We start from the raw sequence: 15,955 nt of genomic DNA, 5'->3' as shown, positions 1-15,955 counted from the left end.
CTAAGCGTCCCAGAGCGCCCCCAGGGTGAGCAGGTCTCCCCCGTATTCGATGCGGTCCGCCCATGCGGTCGGCCAGGCGTCCGCGCCATGGTGGGCGCCCGCGAAGGCGCCGGTCAGACAGGCGATGGAGTCCGAGTCGCCGGAGCTGCACGCGGCCCGGCGCAGGGCGGTGACCGGTTCGTCGACGAAGAGCAGGAAGCACAGCAGGCCGGTCGCCAGGGCCTCTTCGGCGATCCAGCCCGCGCCCGTGGCCAGGCACGGGTCGGCCTCGGGCGCGGCGGTGCGCACGGCCTCCTGGAGGCGGCCCAGGATTTCCAGGCACTCGTCCCAGCCGCGCGCGATGAAGTGCTCGGGCGAAGGGTCCTGCGAGCGGGTCCACAGATCGCCGAGCCAGGTGTGGTGGTAGCGGGTGCGGTTGTCGAGGGCGTACGAGCGCAGCAGTCCGACCAGGCCGGTGGGCTCGGTGCCGTGGGCGAGCAGCCGTACGGCGCGGGCGGTGAGGTCGGAGGCGGCCAGTGCCGTCGGATGCCCGTGGGTCAGCGCGGACTGCAACTGGGCGGCGCCGGCGCGCTGTTCGTCGCTCAGGCCGGGGACGAGACCGATCGGGGCGACGCGCATGTTGGCGCCGCAGCCCTTGGAGCCGATCTGGCTGGCGTCCTGCCAGGCCCGCCCCTCCTCCTTGAGGAGGCTGCACGCGGTCAGGCAGGTGCGCCCGGGAGCCCGGTTGTTCTCCGGCGACTGGTACCAGTCCACGAACTCCTCGCGCAGCGGCCGCTCCAGCCGCTTGGGCGCGAGCACCCCGCGGTCCATGGCCGTGCGCAGCCCGCGGCCCAGCGCCAGCGTCATCTGGGTGTCGTCGGAGACGAAGGCGCGCTTCGGCAGCTCCATCTCCCGCCAGGGTCCGCACTTGGCGAGGATCGACGGGACGTCGTTGAACTCGGTGGGGAAGCCGAGCGCGTCCCCGAGGGCGAGGCCCAGCAGGGATCCGGTGGCGGCGCGCTTGTTCACGGTGGTGGTCATGCGGGGCGTCCTTCCCGGGACGGTCGGAGCAGGGGTGGGTGCAGGGCGGTGGCGGTGCCCGCGCGGTACAGGGCGGCCGGCTTGCCGCGGCCGCCGGTCAGCCGCGCGGCCCCGGGCACGGGCTCGACGAACCCCGGTGTGGCCAGCACCTTGCGGCGGAAGTTGGGGCGGTCGAGCGCCGTACCCCACACCGTCTCGTAGACCTGCTGCAGCTCGCCGAGGGTGAACTCGGGCGGGCAGAAGGCGGTGGCGAGGCAGGTGTATTCGAGCTTGGCGCCGACGCGTTCGTGGGCGTCGGCGAGGATCCGGTCGTGGTCGAAGGCGAGCGGCCGGGCGGCGTCGTACGGCAGCCAGCGGGCCTGGGCCGCGTCACCGCCGCCGTGCGGCTCGGGCGCGTCGGGCAGCAGCGCGGCGAACGCGACCGACACGACCCGCATCCGGGGGTCGCGGCCGGGCTCGCTGTAGGTGCGCAGCTGTTCCAGATGCAGTCCGGAGACGTCCGACAGGCCGGTCTCCTCGGCGAGTTCACGCCGGGCGGCCGTCTCGGCGGACTCGTCCGGCAGCACGAAACCGCCGGGCAGCGCCCAGTGGCCGGCGAAGGGTTCCTGGCCCCGCTCGACGAGCAGCACGTGCAACGCGTTCGCGCGCAGGGTGAGTACGGCGAGGTCGACGGTGACGGCGAAGGGTTCGTGCGCGTACTTGTCGTAGCCCTCCACGGTCTCGCCTCCTTCATGGTCGGGCCTCATGGCCAGGACGACTAATAGTCACTGCGACTATAAATGAGGCGCCCCGCCATCGCAAGCCCTCAGCTGCCCCCTGAGCGCCTTTCGCGCACACGGAAGCGGCCGGTACCGGGAAACCCGGTACCGGCCGCCACAGAGCCGCTGAGAGCCCTCCTAGAGGTCGACCTCCTTCATCAGCATGCCGACCTCGGTGTTCGACAGCCGCCGCAGCCAGCCCGACTTCTGGTCGCCCAGGGTGATCGGGCCGAAGGAGGTCCGCACCAGCTTCTCGACCGGGAAGCCGGCCTCGGCGAGCATGCGGCGCACGATGTGCTTGCGGCCCTCGTGGAGGGTCACCTCGACGAGGTAGTTCTTGCCGGTCTGCTCGACGACCCGGAAGTGGTCCGCGCGCGCGTAGCCGTCCTCCAGCTGGATGCCGTCCTTCAGGCGCTTGCCGAGGTCGCGCGGGATCGGGCCCACGATGGCCGCGAGATAGGTCTTCTTCACGCCGTACTTGGGGTGGGTCAGACGGTGGGCCAGCTCGCCGTGGTTGGTGAGCAGGATGACGCCCTCGGTCTCGGTGTCGAGCCGGCCGACGTGGAAGAGCCGCGTCTCGCGGTTGGTGACGTAGTCGCCGAGGCACTGGCGCCCCTCGGGGTCCTCCATCGTCGACACGACACCGGCGGGCTTGTTCAGCGAGAAGAACTGGTACGACTGGGTCGCCACCGTCAGGCCGTCGACCTTGACCTCGTCCTTCTCCGGGTCGACACGGCGGCCCTGCTCCAGGACGATCTCGCCGTTGATCTCGACGCGCGCCTGCTCGATGAGCTCCTCGCAGGCACGCCGGGAGCCGTAGCCCGCGCGCGCGAGGACCTTCTGCAGCCGCTCGCCCTCCTGCTCGGCGCCCGGGAAGGTCTTGGGCAGCTTGACGTCCTTCTTGCCCGCGTACCGCTCGCGGTTGCGCTCCTCGGCCCGCGCCTCGTACTCGCGGGAGCGACCCGGAGCCGTACGCCCGCCGCCGCTCTGCTGGGACTGCTTGGGGCCGCCCTTGGCACCGCCGCGGGCGGCGCCGCCGCGCCCCGCCTTGGGGCCGTCCTTCGTGGCGCCGGGGCCCACGTCGTAGCGGCGCTCCTCGGGACGGGGCTTGCGGGGACGGCCCTGCCCCTGCCGCTCGTCCCTGTTGTTGCCGGCACCGCGGTAGTTCCCGCGCCCGCCGCTCTTGCCGCTGCCGCTGCTTCGCATCAAGTTTCCGTCTTAGTCGTCTGCGTCCTGACCGCCGGGCGCGTCGGGCGCGTCCGGGTCGAACGACGGTACGCCCTCCTGGGTCTCGGCCTCGATCGCCTCCGCCTCCGGGAGGAAGGGCGCGAGCTCCGGGAGCTCGTCCAGACCGCGCAGGCCCATCCGCTCCAGGAAGTAGTTCGTCGTCCTGTACAGGATCGCACCTGTTTCGGGTTCCGTGCCCGCCTCCTCGACCAGACCGCGCTGCAGGAGGGTGCGCATCACACCGTCGCAGTTCACTCCGCGTACGGCCGAGACACGGCTGCGGCTCACCGGCTGGCGGTAGGCGACGACGGCCAGGGTCTCCAGCGCGGCCTGGGTGAGACGGGCCTGCTGGCCGTCCAGGACGAAGCCCTCGACGGCGGCGGCGTACTCGGGGCGGGTGTAGAAACGCCAGCCGCCGGCGATGAGCCGCAACTCGAATCCCCGTCCCTGGACGGTGTACTCGTCGGCCAGCTCGCGCAGCGCGTCCGCGATCTGCCGCCTCGGCCGCTGGAGGATCTTCGAGAGGTGCTCCTCGGTCGCGGGTTCGTCCACGACCATGAGGACCGCCTCCAGGGCGGGCTTGAGGTCGAGGTCGGCGACGGTGCGCAGACCCGCCGGGACGTCGGTGAACTCCTCGCTCACGCCTTCTTCTCCTCCTTGGGCTCCTCGGGCGGCCGATCGAACTCGTCGGTCACCCGCGGTGTCTCGTCGCTGTCCCCACCGGTCCACCGCACGATCAGGTCCCCGAGGGCGGTCTCCTGATCCAGCGCGACGGCCTTCTCGCGGTACAGCTCCAGCAGGGCCAGGAAACGGGCCACGACGGTCAGGGTGTCGTCGGTGTCCTCGACAAGGACCCGGAAGCTGGCCTCTCCCATCTCCCTGAGCCGCGCGACGACGATCCCGGCCTGCTCCTGCACGCTGACCAGCGGGGCGTGGATGTGGTCGACGTACACCTGGGGCTTGGCCTTGGGCTGCATCGCCTTGACGGCGAGCTTGGCGAACCCCTCGGGTCCGATGCTGATGACGACCTCGGGCAGCAGCTCGGCGTGGTGCGGTTCGAGGCCGACGGTACGGGGGTAGCGGCGGGCCTCCTGATCGAGGCGGTGATTGAAGATGTCCGCGATCTGTTTGTACGCCCGGTACTGCAGCAGCCGCGCGAACAGCAGGTCCCGGGCCTCCAGCAGGGCCAGGTCGGCCTCGTCCTCGACCTCGGCGGCGGGCAGCAGCCGGGCGGCCTTGAGGTCGAGCAGGGTGGCGGCGACGACGAGGAACTCGGTCGTCTGATCCAGGTCCCAGTCCGGCCCCATCGCCCGGATGTGCGCCATGAACTCGTCGGTCACCTTGGAGAGGGCGACCTCGGTGACGTCCAGCTTGTGCTTCGAGATCAACTGGAGAAGCAGATCAAAGGGCCCCTCGAAGTTGGCAAGCCGCACCTTGAACACACCGTCGACGACGGCGGCATCCTCCCCGGAGGAGACACCTGCCGACCGCGACTCCGCAGACTCCACCCCGACCGCGCCAAGACCCGGCCCGGCCCCGGGGAGCCCCGGCTCACGTCCCGGCACCACGGAGCCGGCCTCGGCGAGAAGACCCGCAAACTCGGAGCCCGGGGGGACAGTCCCGGTCACGGAGATCCCCGTCCCGACCGACGATCCCTCCGCCCCGGCCCCAGGAAGAACCGCCCCGGGCCGGGCGAGCCCCGCCTCGTGGCCCGGAAGCGCAGCCGCAGGCTCGGACGTCCCCGGCTTGCCGCCCAAGACCACGGTCTCTGACTCGGAGATCCCGCGCCCTGACACGACGGAACCGGACCGCGAGTCATCCGACTCGGGCTCGGAAAGAAGGCTCACACGCCCGGAGCCCGGGGGGACAGTCCCGGCTACGGAAATCCCCGGCTCTACCGCCGAGCCCTCCGACTCAGGCCCAGGAAGGACCGCCTCGGGCCGGGCACGCCCCGCCTCCGACACAACGGACCCAGACCGCGAACCCTCCGGCTCGGGCTCAAGCCCCGGACGCGCAGCCCCGGACTCGGAGATCCCCGGCTCTGCCGCCGAGCCCTCCGACTCAGGCCCAGGACGGACCGCCCCGGGCCGAGCACGCCCCGCCTCCGACACAACGGACCCAGACCGCGAACCCTCCGGCTCGGGCTCAAGCCCCGGACGCGCAGCCCCGGACTCGGAAATCCCCGGCTCTGCCGCCGAGCCCTCCGACTCAGGCCCAGGACGGACCGCCCCGGGCCGAGCACGCCCCGCCTCCGACACAACGGGCCCAGACCGCGAACCCTCCGGCTCGGGCTCAGGGAAGGTCGCCTCGGGGGCGGGAGACGGGCTTCGAGGCGGTGTGGACGGGTCGGATTCCGTGGGCGGGGTGGGTGGCTCGGGGTTTGGGTTCGGGTGGGTCGTGGGGGCCCCTGGCTGAGCTGCCTGCCCGGCATCCGGCGGCGACGGAGCCGTGCCCGGTCCCCGCCCCAGGGCACGTCTGCGGCCGGCCGGGGGGCCGGAGGCGGGAACGTCGTTCGAGGTCATGGCCGTCGCAGGCTATCGCTTGGCGCCCACCGAGCCGACTACCGGCCGCGCAGCCGCCGTACCAGGATGCTCGCTTCTCCCCGGGACTCCAGGTCGGCCAGCACCACCGCGACCGCCTCGCGGACGATGCGTCCGCGGTCGACGGCCAGCCCGTGCTCGCCACGGAGCACCAGTCGGGCGTGCTCCAGGTCCATCAGTTCCTCGGCCGACACATACACGGTGATCTTCTCGTCGTGCCGCTCGCGCCCGCTGGGGCGCCGCGCCGCCGCCGCCCGGCTCCCGCGCTTGCGGGGCTGCGCGCCGGCGGAGGAGGCGGCAGAACCTTCCTGCGCCGCCTGCCGCCGTGCCGACCGCTCCGCCGAGGCGGCCCGGCTGCGGGACTCGCCCGCGTCGGTCGGCTCGGCCTCCGCGGCCACATGCTCCGCGCCGTCGCCGTCACCGCCCTGCACGGGCACCGACGGCGGCACATCCTCCGACGCGGCGGCCGCCGCGTCGCTCTCCCCCGCGGGAGCCGGCACCCGGGCCTCGCCGTTGGCGGGGCGCCGGGGAGTGGACGGCTGGAGCGCCATTCCCCCTGTCGTACGGAACAGTTCGTCGGCCCCCGGCAGACTCACTCGGCGTGACACCGGGCGAGCACCTCCCTGGCGAGCTGGCGATAGGCGGCGGCACCGACGGAGTTGGAGGCGTACGTGGTGATCGGCTCACCGGCGACCGTGGTCTCCGGGAAGCGGACCGTGCGGCCGATGACCGTGTGGTAGACGTGGTCGTCGAACGCCTCGACCACACGGGCCAGCACCTCACGGCTGTGGACCGTGCGCGAGTCGTACATCGTCGCGAGGATCCCGTCGAGCTCCAGCTCCGGGTTGAGCCGCTCCTGGACCTTCTCGATGGTCTCGGTGAGCAGCGCGACACCACGCAGGGCGAAGAACTCGCACTCCAGCGGCACGATCACCTTGTGCGCGGCCGTCAGCGCGTTGACGGTGAGCAGACCGAGCGAGGGCTGGCAGTCGATCACGATGTAGTCGTAGTCGTCCATCAGCGGCTTGAGCGCACGCTGGAGCGTGGACTCGCGCGCGACCTCGGAGACCAGCTGGACCTCGGCGGCCGACAGGTCGATGTTGCTGGGCAGCAGGTCCATGTTGGGGACCGCCGTCTTCAGGAGGACCTCGTCCGCGGACATGCCCCGCTCCATGAGCAGGTTGTAGACGGTGAGGTCGAGCTCCATCGGGTTGACGCCGAGACCCACCGACAGCGCGCCCTGCGGGTCGAAGTCCACGAGCAGCACGCGTCGGCCGTACTCCGCGAGCGCGGCACCCAGGTTGATGGTCGACGTCGTCTTGCCGACGCCGCCCTTCTGGTTGCACATCGCGATGATCTTCGCGGGGCCGTGGTCGGTCAGCGGGCCCGGGATCGGGAAGTACGGCAGCGGGCGCCCGGTCGGGCCGATGCGCTCGCGGCGCTGGCGGGCAGCGTCGGGCGCGAGCGTGGCCGCGTACTCCGGGTCCGGCTCGTATTCGGCGTCGGGGTCGTAGAAGTGCCCCTCGGGCAGTTCGTCGTAGTCGGCGAGTTGGTTGTGGGGCGCGCCACTTCCGTCGCCGGCCATGGCGTTCACGTGATGGCCATCCATGCTCTGGTGTGCTGAGTGAGTCACCCCTGCGGACCGGTGACTCTGTTGGGCGAAGGTACGCACCGCGACGGAGCCGACAGCCTCGAACCCCGCGGGGCCCTGGGCCCGTACCGGCGTTCCTGGTTGACCACCCCCGGGAGAAAATGTCGACTCATTCACAAGTCGTCTTACCTCCTTGGTGACCAGGAAACTTCTAGACAGGTCAGCGTGGCACCATGCCGACGGTTGGCGACTCTATGGCGTGTCGGCGGTCCGCAGCAACACAATCCGCCGGACCCGGCAGGATGTGTCGGCAATGAAACATCCCTCTGTCAAGGGCGTACGGCCGTCGCACGGCAGGTTTCACCGGTGTGCGAATCGGTCGAAGAGTTACGTTCGAGGCGAGTTGACCGAGCGTCGCAAAGTGACCATACACACATCCGGCCGGACCTTGTCGGGCAAGGTCCGGCCGGGTACGCGCGGTTGACGAGGCGTGTTGACGTATCGCCTTTACCGTATGGTGACTTAGCGGAGCGGCTCGGCGGCCGGCTCAGCCGAGCAGGGTCTCCAGGTCCAGGTGCTCCAGGCCGTGGGCCTCGGCGACCTCCTTGTAAACGACCTTGCCGTCATGCGTGTTGAGACCCTTGGCCAGCGCGGCGTCGCGGCGCAGCGCCTCGACCCAGCCGTTGTTGGCGACCGAGACGATGTACGGCAGCGTGGCGTTGGTCAGCGCGTAGGTGGAGGTGTTGGGCACCGCGCCGGGCATGTTGGCCACGCAGTAGAAGACCGAGTTGTGGACCTTGAAGGTCGGCTCGGCGTGCGTGGTCGCGTGGGAGTCCTCGAAGCAGCCGCCCTGGTCGATCGCGATGTCGACAAGGACACTTCCCGCCTTCATCCGGGACACCAGCTCGTTGGTGACCAGCTTCGGGGCCTTGGCGCCCGGGATCAGGACCGCACCGACGACGAGGTCGGCCTCCAGGCAGGCCTTCTCCAGCTCGAAGGCGTTGGAGACGACGGTCTGGATCTTCGTGCCGAAGATCTTGTCGGCTTCCTTGAGCTTGTTGATGTCCTTGTCGAGCAGGGTCACGTGGAAGCCCAGGCCGATGGCGATCTGCGCGGCGTTCCAGCCGGAGACGCCGCCGCCGATGATGACGGCCTTGCCGGCCGGCACGCCCGGGACACCGCCGGGCAGCACACCGCGGCCGCCGGCCGCGGCCATCAGGTGGTAGGCGCCGACCTGCGGGGCGAGCCGGCCCGCGACCTCGGACATCGGGGCGAGCAGCGGGAGCGCGCGGTTGGGCAGCTCGACCGTCTCGTAGGCGATCGCCGTGGTGCCGGACTCCAGGAGGGCGTCCGTGCACTCCTTGGAGGCGGCCAGGTGCAGGTAGGTGAAGAGGATCTGGTCCTTGCGGAGGCGGTGGTACTCCTCGGCGATGGGCTCCTTGACCTTCAGCAGCAGGTCGGCGGTGGCCCAGACCTCGTCCGCGGTCTCCAGGATCTCGGCGCCGGCCGCCACGTACTCCTCGTCCGGGATCGAGGAGCCGACGCCGGCGTTCCGCTCGACGACGACCTGGTGGCCGTTGCGCACCAGCTCGTGCACGCCGGCGGGGGTGATGGCCACCCGGAACTCGTTGTTCTTGACCTCGCGGGGGATGCCGACCTTCACGTCGATCACGGTCCTTGGCTCAGGGGGGTGTGGGGGCATTGCAAGACATACCCGGCATGCAGGGGCACACCAGGATGCACCGCAGGAGAACGTGCGGCAGAGCCAGTTTAATGAAGGTGTTCCGGCTGTCTAGCCTTTCATTGCATCAATCTTCGATGGATGTGCTGCGGATTTCGCAGGCATCAGAGCCGGGGGCTGCTTCTGTGTCGCTCTCGTGGCTCTCCTGGAGTTCCTCTCCCAGCATGCGCTCGGCGGCCCCACGGTGCAGTCGAGCGGCGGCGGAGTCGCCCAGCCGCTCCAGGGTGTCCGCGAGCCGCAGCTGCAGCGCGGCCTGCAGCCGGACGTCGTCGGCGCGGCGCGCCCACTCCACCGCCTCCTGGCAGGTGTACAGCGACTCCTCGGGCCGCCCGGCGTACTCCTGGACCCGGGCCAGTTCGCTCAACGCCCGTGCCTGAGCGGCGACATCACCGCTCTTGCGGTGCCCGGCAACGGCCGCGCGCCAGTTCCGCAGCGCCTCGCCGTAGCGGCCCGCATAGGTGTGGGCGGTGCCGATACGGCCGTACAGCCGGGCGGCGTCCGCGCGCTCGTCGCGGGCCAGGCGCTGGGCGAGGGCCCGGCCGAACCAGTCCGCGGCCCGGTCGTAGTCCCCCAGCTCCTGATGCGTGCCGCCTACGGATTCCATCGCGCGGCCGGTGGCGTACGGGTCGTTCGCCTCGCGTCCGGCCTCCAGCGCCGCCCGGTAGCGGACCAGCGCCTCGCTCGTCCGGCCGGTCCGGGCGTCCAGGTCGCCCAGGTTCAGCAGGGCGGCGGCCTTCTCGCGGGGCAGTCCGCGGCGCTCGGCCACATCGAGGACGAGGCGGTGGATGCCGTACAGGTCGGGCGCGGCCGCCTGGGTTCCGACATGCGCCACCATCGCCCTGACCAGCTGGGACATCAGCCGGCGGGCCAGTGTGTCCAGCTCCCCGTCGGCGACCGCGAGGCGGGCCGCGGCCAGCAGGGCGGGACGGCGGATGTCGAGCCAGTCGGCGGCCGCCCTGGGGCTGGGGAAGCGCAGGGAGCGGGGCAGGCCCTGGAGCTTCTCGCGCGCCTCGGGGTTGTCCGTCTCGGTGATCGCCCGGCAGGACTGCAGCAGCCGTACGGTCCGCTCCAGCATGCGGGCGCGGGCCAGCTGGAGCTCGCCGGGGCGGTCATGGCTCTCGGCGAGGGCGTGCAGCAGGGGGTGGAGGCAGCCGGGGACCTCGTACTGCGGCAGCGGGGAGTCCACGGCCCGCAGCAGGTTGAGGGCGACGAAGTCGTCCAGGGCGGTGCGGGCGGTGCTCACCGAGCAGCCGGCCAGCGCGGAGGCGGTGTGCGGGTCGACCAGTCCGGCGGGGGCCAGGGAGAGCAGTCGCAGTATCCGGGCGGCCGGGGCCGGCAGCTGCTCGTGGACGAGCCGGAAGGCCCGGCTGAGCGGCGTCCCCTCGTCGGCCTCGGCATGCAGACGTTTGGCCAGGTCGGAGACGCCCGCCTGGGGCCGCGCGGCGAGCCAGCCACCGGCCAGGGCCAGCGCGGCGGGCTGACCCTGGCACACCTCGACGAGGCTCTCGGCGGCGCGCGGGTCCACGGTGATGCGGACGGAGCCGGTGTACCGGGTCAGCAGTTCCAGGGCCGACTTGGTGTCGAGGCCGCCCAGGGTGCAGGGCCGGACGTCCGTGATCCCGGTGAGCGGGCCCTGGGACACGGCGACGGCCAGGCAGTCCGGGGAGTCCGGCAGCAGCGCGTCGACCTGCTCGGCGCCCGCCGCGTCGTCCAGCAGGAGCAGCACCCGCCGCTCGGCCAGGGCCGCGCGCAGCGCCTCGCTGAGCTCGTCCTCGCCGGCTCCGGGCGGGGTGGGCAGGTCCAGGGCGGTGAGCAGTTCGCGGGCGGCACGCTCGACCGGCACCGGGGTGCCGTCGGGTTCGCCGAGCCGGACGCGCAGCACTCCGTCGGCATAGCGGTCGGCGACCTGTCGTACGAGCTCCTCGGCGAGTGCCGTACGGCCGGAGCCGGGCCGGCCCGCGATGAGGAGCACGCGCGCGCGTGGGGCCTTGCGGCCGGAGAGGGTGTCCAGGCCCGCTCGCTCGATGTCGGCCCGGAGTTCCTTCAACTCCCTTGTACGGCCCAGGAAATGGCTCTTCGCCGACGCGTCGCCCGACGGCCCCGCTCCGTCCGTGTCCACCGCCTGATCCGTCACGGGCCACACTCCCGTCCCACCGAACGTGCAAGCCCGCCGGGACTCCGGTTCGGGCGTGAGTCGAGCCTAGTTCACGCTCTGCGACGATCCGTGCGGAGCACGGCGGGCGGGTCCCTCGATCGGATCAGGCGATCGTCACACCGGTGGCGGGGTGGTCGACTTCAGGACCGGAGGTGGCCGGTGTCAGGAGTCGAGGTGGCCGGGTTCAGGACTCGAAGGGACGCGCGGGCCACGGTGCCTCGGCCGGGCGCAGGGCGTCGAGGCCGTCGCCGTTGCGGGCGGCGACCAGGGAAAGGATCCCCACGACGAGGCAGTTGTTGTGCAGCTCGCCGGCGAGCACACCCCGGACGAGCTCCGCCACGGGCACGCGCGCGTGCTCCATGTCGGCCTCCTCGTCCTCGACCTCGAAGCGCTGCCCGTCGGCCTCGGACAGATCACGGGCGAGGAAGATCCGTACGGACTCGTCGCAGCCGCCGGGGGTGGTGTACACGTCGGTCAGGACCCGCCAGTCCTCGGCCTTGACGTGCGCCTCCTCGTACAGCTCGCGCTGGGCGGCGTGCAGCGGGTTCTCGCCGGGCACGTCGAGCAGTCCGGCCGGGATCTCCCACAGCTTGTGCCGGACCGGGTGGCGGTACTGGCGGATGAGATGAACGCGGTCCTCCTCGTCGAGGGCGACGACCGCCACCGAACCGGGGTGGACCTGGTAGTCGCGGCGGACCACCGAACCGCCGGGCATGACCACCTCGTCCGTGCGGACGGAGGTCTTGTTCCCCACGAAGGGGGTCTCCGTGGCCCGGATCTCCCACTCCTCGGGGGTGTCCTTGATCGTCATGCCCTGTCCTTCCACACGCTTCACAAAAGACCGGTCGGCTGAAACCGGGGTGCCCACCTTTTGAAGGTATGCGCCCCGGCAACCGTACAACTGGTGTGTTACTTCGAATTCTCCTGCGCGCCCGCTGCCTGCTGACGCTCGACAGCCGCCTTCACGAGCCCGGCGAACAGCGGGTGCGGACGGGTCGGACGCGAGCGCAGCTCCGGGTGCGCCTGCGTGGCGACCAGGTAGGGGTGGACATCGCGCGGGTACTCGACGTACTCGACGAGCTTGCCGTCCGGGGAGGTGCCCGAGAAGAGGATGCCGGCCTTCTTCTCCAGCTCCGCGCGGTAGGCGTTGTTCACCTCGTAGCGGTGCCGGTGCCGCTCCTCGACGTACTCCTTGCCGTCGTACACCTCGCGCACGATGGAGCCCTCGGCCAGCTTGGCCGGGTACATGCCCAGCCGCATCGTTCCGCCCATGTCGCCCTCACCGGCGACGATGTCCAGCTGCTCGGCCATGGTGGAGATGACCGGGTGGCCGGTGGCGGCGTCGAACTCGGTGGAGTTGGCGTCGGGGATGTCGGCCAGGTTGCGCGCGGCCTCGATCACGATGCACTGCAGGCCCAGACAGAGACCGAGCAGCGGGATCCTGTTCTCGCGGGCGTAGCGGATGGCGCCGACCTTGCCGAGCACACCGCGGTCGCCGAAGCCGCCCGGGATGCAGATGCCGTCCACGTCGCCCAGCTGCGCCTTGGCGCCCGCCGGGGTCTTGCAGTCGTCCGAGGTGACCCACTTGATCTTGACGCGGGCCTTGTTGGCGAAGCCGCCGGCGCGCAGCGCCTCGGTGACCGAGAGATAGGCGTCGGGCAGGTCGATGTACTTGCCGACCAGGGCGAGGGTGATCTCGTGGTCGGGGTTGTGGACGCGGTCGAGCAGGTCGTCCCAGGTCGTCCAGTCCACGTCACGGAAGGGCAGGTCGAGCTTGCGGACGACGTAGGCGTCCAGGCCCTCGCCGTGCACCGTCTTCGGGATGTCGTAGATCGAGCGGGCGTCGGGGCAGGCGACCACGGCGGCCTCGTCGACGTCGCACATCAGCGAGATCTTGCGCTTGATCGCGGTGGGCACCTCGCGGTCGCAGCGCAGCACGATCGCGTCCGGCTGGATACCGATGTTCCGCAGGGCCGCAACCGAGTGCTGGGTCGGCTTCGTCTTCAGCTCTCCCGAAGGGCCGATGTACGGCAGGAGCGAGATGTGGACGACGAAGACGTTGTCACGGCCGACCTCGTGCCGGACCTGGCGGACCGTCTCCAGGAACGGCAGCGACTCGATGTCGCCGACCGTGCCGCCGACCTCGGTGATCACGACGTCCACCTCGTCGGTGGCCATACGGCGGATGCGGTGCTTGATCTCGTTGGTGATGTGCGGGATGACCTGCACCGTGTCGCCCAGGTACTCACCGCGCCGCTCCTTGGCGATGACGGTCGAGTACACCTGGCCTGTAGTGACGTTGGCGGAGCCGTCCAAGTCGCGGTCGAGGAAGCGCTCGTAGTGTCCGATGTCCAGGTCGGTCTCGGCGCCGTCGTTGGTGACGAACACCTCACCGTGCTGGAACGGGTTCATCGTGCCCGGATCGACGTTCAGGTACGGGTCGAGCTTCTGCATCACGACGCGCAGTCCCCGGGCCTTGAGCAGCATGCCGAGGCTGGAGGCCGTGAGGCCCTTGCCGAGAGAGGAGGCGACACCCCCGGTGACGAAGATGTGCTTGGTCGTCGTGGCTGTGACGTGTCGAAAAGCCGTGGGCGGCATGGCCAAGAGGGGGCTCCCGTGGTCGCGATCTGTGGTGCGGTACGACTCCCCGCCCGGAGGTTTCCGGGGGTGCCGTCGCTGCGGTTCGGGGGTTTCTTGCCCACCGGTCCACGGGCTACCAGGGTATCAGCGCCGCGAGGAGATGGCTTCCGGCCACGCTCCGCGCACGGGCCGACACGGGCGCGCACGCCTTACGGTGTTCTCACCCGGTGCTCACTCGTTCGGCCCACACGGGTTGCCGGGAGCGGCACGCAGATCATCTACGTGCGTCGTATCCTGCTCGGACACTCGCTGCAGAGCCCGGCCGGAAGAAGACGGCACACCCCCGCTCGTACCAACCGGAACAACGAGAGCTCGGCAGTTCGTTGAGCTATGACTGTCGTTTTGCCTCAGGGCGGGGCGGCTGCTTTGCTTCACCGCTCAACGACGCACAACAACGACCCCTTGACCGCACTAGCGAAAGCCCCCTTTTCCCTGGGGGCGACGTGGCCGTTCGACTGGAGTTGCACGTGGCCGGGCGCATCGAAGACTACGCACTCATCGGAGACATGCAGACCGCGGCGCTGGTCTGCCGGGACGGCACAGTCGACTGGCTGTGCCTGCCCCGCTTCGACTCGCACGCCATCTTCGCCGGTCTGCTGGGCACCGAGGAGCACGGATTCTGGCGGCTCGGACCCGCCCACGCGGCCGACTCGGAGCCGCCCACGGCGGCGCGGCGCACCTACCGGGGCGACTCGCTGATCCTGGAGTCGGAGTGGGACACCCCGCGCGGCACGGTGCGCGTGACCGACTTCATGCCGCCGCGTGACGGTGCCCCGCAGCTGATCCGGATCGTCGAGGGCGTCACCGGGCGGGTGCCGATGCGCTCGGCGCTGCGGATGCGGTTCTCGTACGGGCGGGTCGTGCCGTGGGTGCACAAGCACGAGGGCCGGACGGTGGCGGTCGCCGGTCCCGACTCGGTGTGGTTCGACACCGAGGCCGAGACCTACGGAAAGTCGCTGACCACCTACGCCGACTTCACGGTGGCCCCGGGTGACCGGATCGCGTTCACGATCTCCTGGCAGCCCTCGCACAAGGAGCCGCCGCCGCTGCCGGAGCCGGAGACCTCGCTGGAGGCGACCGAGGAGTTCTGGCGCGAGTGGGTCGAGCACTGTACGTACCACGGCCCGTACCGTGAGGCGGTGATCCGCTCCCTGATCACCCTGAAGGCGCTGACGTACGCCCCGACCGGCGGCATCGTCGCCGCGCCCACCACCTCCCTGCCCGAGGACATCGGCGGCGTCCGCAACTGGGACTACCGCTACACCTGGCTGCGCGACGCGGCGATCACCCTGTCCTCGCTGCTGCGCACCGGCTACCGCGAGGAGGCCCGCGCATGGCGTGAGTGGCTGCTGCGGGCGGTCGCCGGCGACCCGGAGAACCTGCAGATCATGTACGGCATCGCGGGCGAGCGCGAGCTGGGCGAGGCCGAGCTGGACTGGCTGCCCGGCTACGAGAACTCGGCCCCGGTCCGGGTCGGCAACGGCGCCGCGCACCAGCTCCAGCTGGATGTGTACGGCGAGGTCACCGAGGCCCTGCACCTGGCCCATATGACCGGGCTCGCCCGCAACGACTACGCCTCCCTCCTCCAGCTGAAGCTGATCCGCTACCTGGAGGACCACTGGGACGAGCCGGACGAGGGCATCTGGGAGGTGCGCGGTCCGCGCCGGCACTTCGTGCACTCCAAGGTCATGGCCTGGGTCGCGGTGGACCGCACCATCAAGCTGATCGAGTCCGGTGACGCGGACGGCCCGCTGGAGCGGTGGCGCGAGCTGCGCGACGACATCCACCGGGACGTGTGCGAGAAGGGCTACGACAAGGAGCGCAACACCTTCACGCAGTCGTACGGCTCCAAGGAGCTGGACGCCTCGCTCCTGCTGATCCCGCAGATGGGCTTCCTGCCGCCGGACGACAAGCGGGTCATCGGCACCATCGAGGCGATCCAGCGCGAGCTGTCCACGGCGGACGGCTTCATCCTGCGCTACCCGACGGAGGGCGAGCACGAGGGCGTCGACGGTCTCCCCGGCGACGAGGGCGCCTTCCTGGCGTGCTCGTTCTGGATGGCGGACGACCTCGCGATGATCGGCCGCGTGGACGAGGCCCGCAAGCTGTTCGAGAAGCTGCTGTCACTGCGCAACGACCTGGGCCTGCTCGCGGAGGAATGGGACCCGGGCCGCCAACGCCAGGTCGGCAACTTCCCCCAGGCCTTCAGCCACGTCCCCCTGATCGACACGGCACTCCGCCTGACGGCCTCCGGCGCGTACGGGGGCTGAGCCCTCCGGGGGG

Annotated in this window: 12 protein-coding genes; 1 reads left to right on the top strand and 11 read right to left on the bottom strand. The window is 71.0% G+C overall.

Translation table 11 applies throughout. The features are described from left to right. From AB0I54_RS15820 to AB0I54_RS15770, 11 genes are all read right to left on the bottom strand, one after another. Complete coding sequence (locus AB0I54_RS15820; RefSeq protein ID WP_363296558.1) at positions 1–1,020, bottom strand: ADP-ribosylglycohydrolase family protein; 1,020 nt, start codon at positions 1,018–1,020, stop codon at positions 1–3. Continuing rightward, positions 1,017–1,766: an NUDIX domain-containing protein gene (locus AB0I54_RS15815; RefSeq protein ID WP_363296557.1), complete on the bottom strand. Its 750-nt coding sequence runs from the start codon at positions 1,764–1,766 to the stop codon at positions 1,017–1,019. The genes AB0I54_RS15820 and AB0I54_RS15815 overlap by 4 nt, the downstream gene beginning before the upstream one ends. Positions 1,767–1,916: 150 nt before the next feature. After that, entirely contained in the window at positions 1,917–2,984 is a 1,068-nt protein-coding gene (locus AB0I54_RS15810) for a pseudouridine synthase (protein WP_363296556.1), read from the bottom strand. 12 nt (positions 2,985–2,996) lie between these two features. Continuing rightward, positions 2,997–3,647: an SMC-Scp complex subunit ScpB gene (gene scpB / locus AB0I54_RS15805; RefSeq protein WP_363296555.1), complete on the bottom strand. Its 651-nt coding sequence runs from the start codon at positions 3,645–3,647 to the stop codon at positions 2,997–2,999. Further along, positions 3,644–4,762 carry a segregation/condensation protein A gene (locus AB0I54_RS15800; protein ID WP_363296942.1) on the bottom strand — a complete coding sequence of 373 codons (1,119 nt, stop codon included), beginning with the start codon at positions 4,760–4,762 and terminating at the stop codon, positions 3,644–3,646. Before AB0I54_RS15800 ends, scpB begins: the two co-directional genes overlap by 4 nt. A gap of 803 nt (positions 4,763–5,565) precedes the next feature. Further along, positions 5,566–6,153 (bottom strand): hypothetical protein, encoded by a 588-nt coding sequence (locus AB0I54_RS15795; protein WP_363296554.1) that lies wholly within the window; start codon positions 6,151–6,153, stop codon positions 5,566–5,568. After that, positions 6,138–7,313, bottom strand: coding sequence for a ParA family protein (locus tag AB0I54_RS15790; protein ID WP_363296553.1), 1,176 nt, complete (start codon positions 7,311–7,313; stop codon positions 6,138–6,140). The genes AB0I54_RS15795 and AB0I54_RS15790 overlap by 16 nt, the downstream gene beginning before the upstream one ends. Positions 7,314–7,683: 370 nt before the next feature. Further along, positions 7,684–8,808: an alanine dehydrogenase gene (ald, locus tag AB0I54_RS15785; RefSeq protein WP_363296552.1), complete on the bottom strand. Its 1,125-nt coding sequence runs from the start codon at positions 8,806–8,808 to the stop codon at positions 7,684–7,686. A 136-nt stretch (positions 8,809–8,944) separates the two neighbouring features. Then, the gene (locus tag AB0I54_RS15780) at positions 8,945–11,011 is read right to left on the bottom strand and encodes a tetratricopeptide repeat protein (protein ID WP_363296551.1); all 2,067 of its coding nucleotides are present in this window, start codon (positions 11,009–11,011) and stop codon (positions 8,945–8,947) included. A 205-nt stretch (positions 11,012–11,216) separates the two neighbouring features. Then, complete coding sequence (locus AB0I54_RS15775; RefSeq protein WP_363296550.1) at positions 11,217–11,843, bottom strand: NUDIX hydrolase; 627 nt, start codon at positions 11,841–11,843, stop codon at positions 11,217–11,219. A gap of 98 nt (positions 11,844–11,941) precedes the next feature. Then, on the bottom strand, positions 11,942–13,630 hold the full coding sequence (locus AB0I54_RS15770) for a CTP synthase (protein ID WP_363296941.1): 1,689 nt from the start codon (positions 13,628–13,630) through the stop codon (positions 11,942–11,944). A gap of 509 nt (positions 13,631–14,139) precedes the next feature. On the opposite strand from AB0I54_RS15770, the gene AB0I54_RS15765 reads away from it, so the two are divergent. Further along, complete coding sequence (locus tag AB0I54_RS15765; protein ID WP_363296940.1) at positions 14,140–15,942, top strand: glycoside hydrolase family 15 protein; 1,803 nt, start codon at positions 14,140–14,142, stop codon at positions 15,940–15,942. Positions 15,943–15,955: the final 13 nt, after the last annotated feature.

The sequence above is a fragment of the Streptomyces sp. NPDC050625 genome, assembly GCF_040654755.1.
Lineage (GTDB): Bacteria > Actinomycetota > Actinomycetes > Streptomycetales > Streptomycetaceae > Streptomyces.
This window is presented reverse-complemented; position numbering and strand designations above follow the sequence as displayed.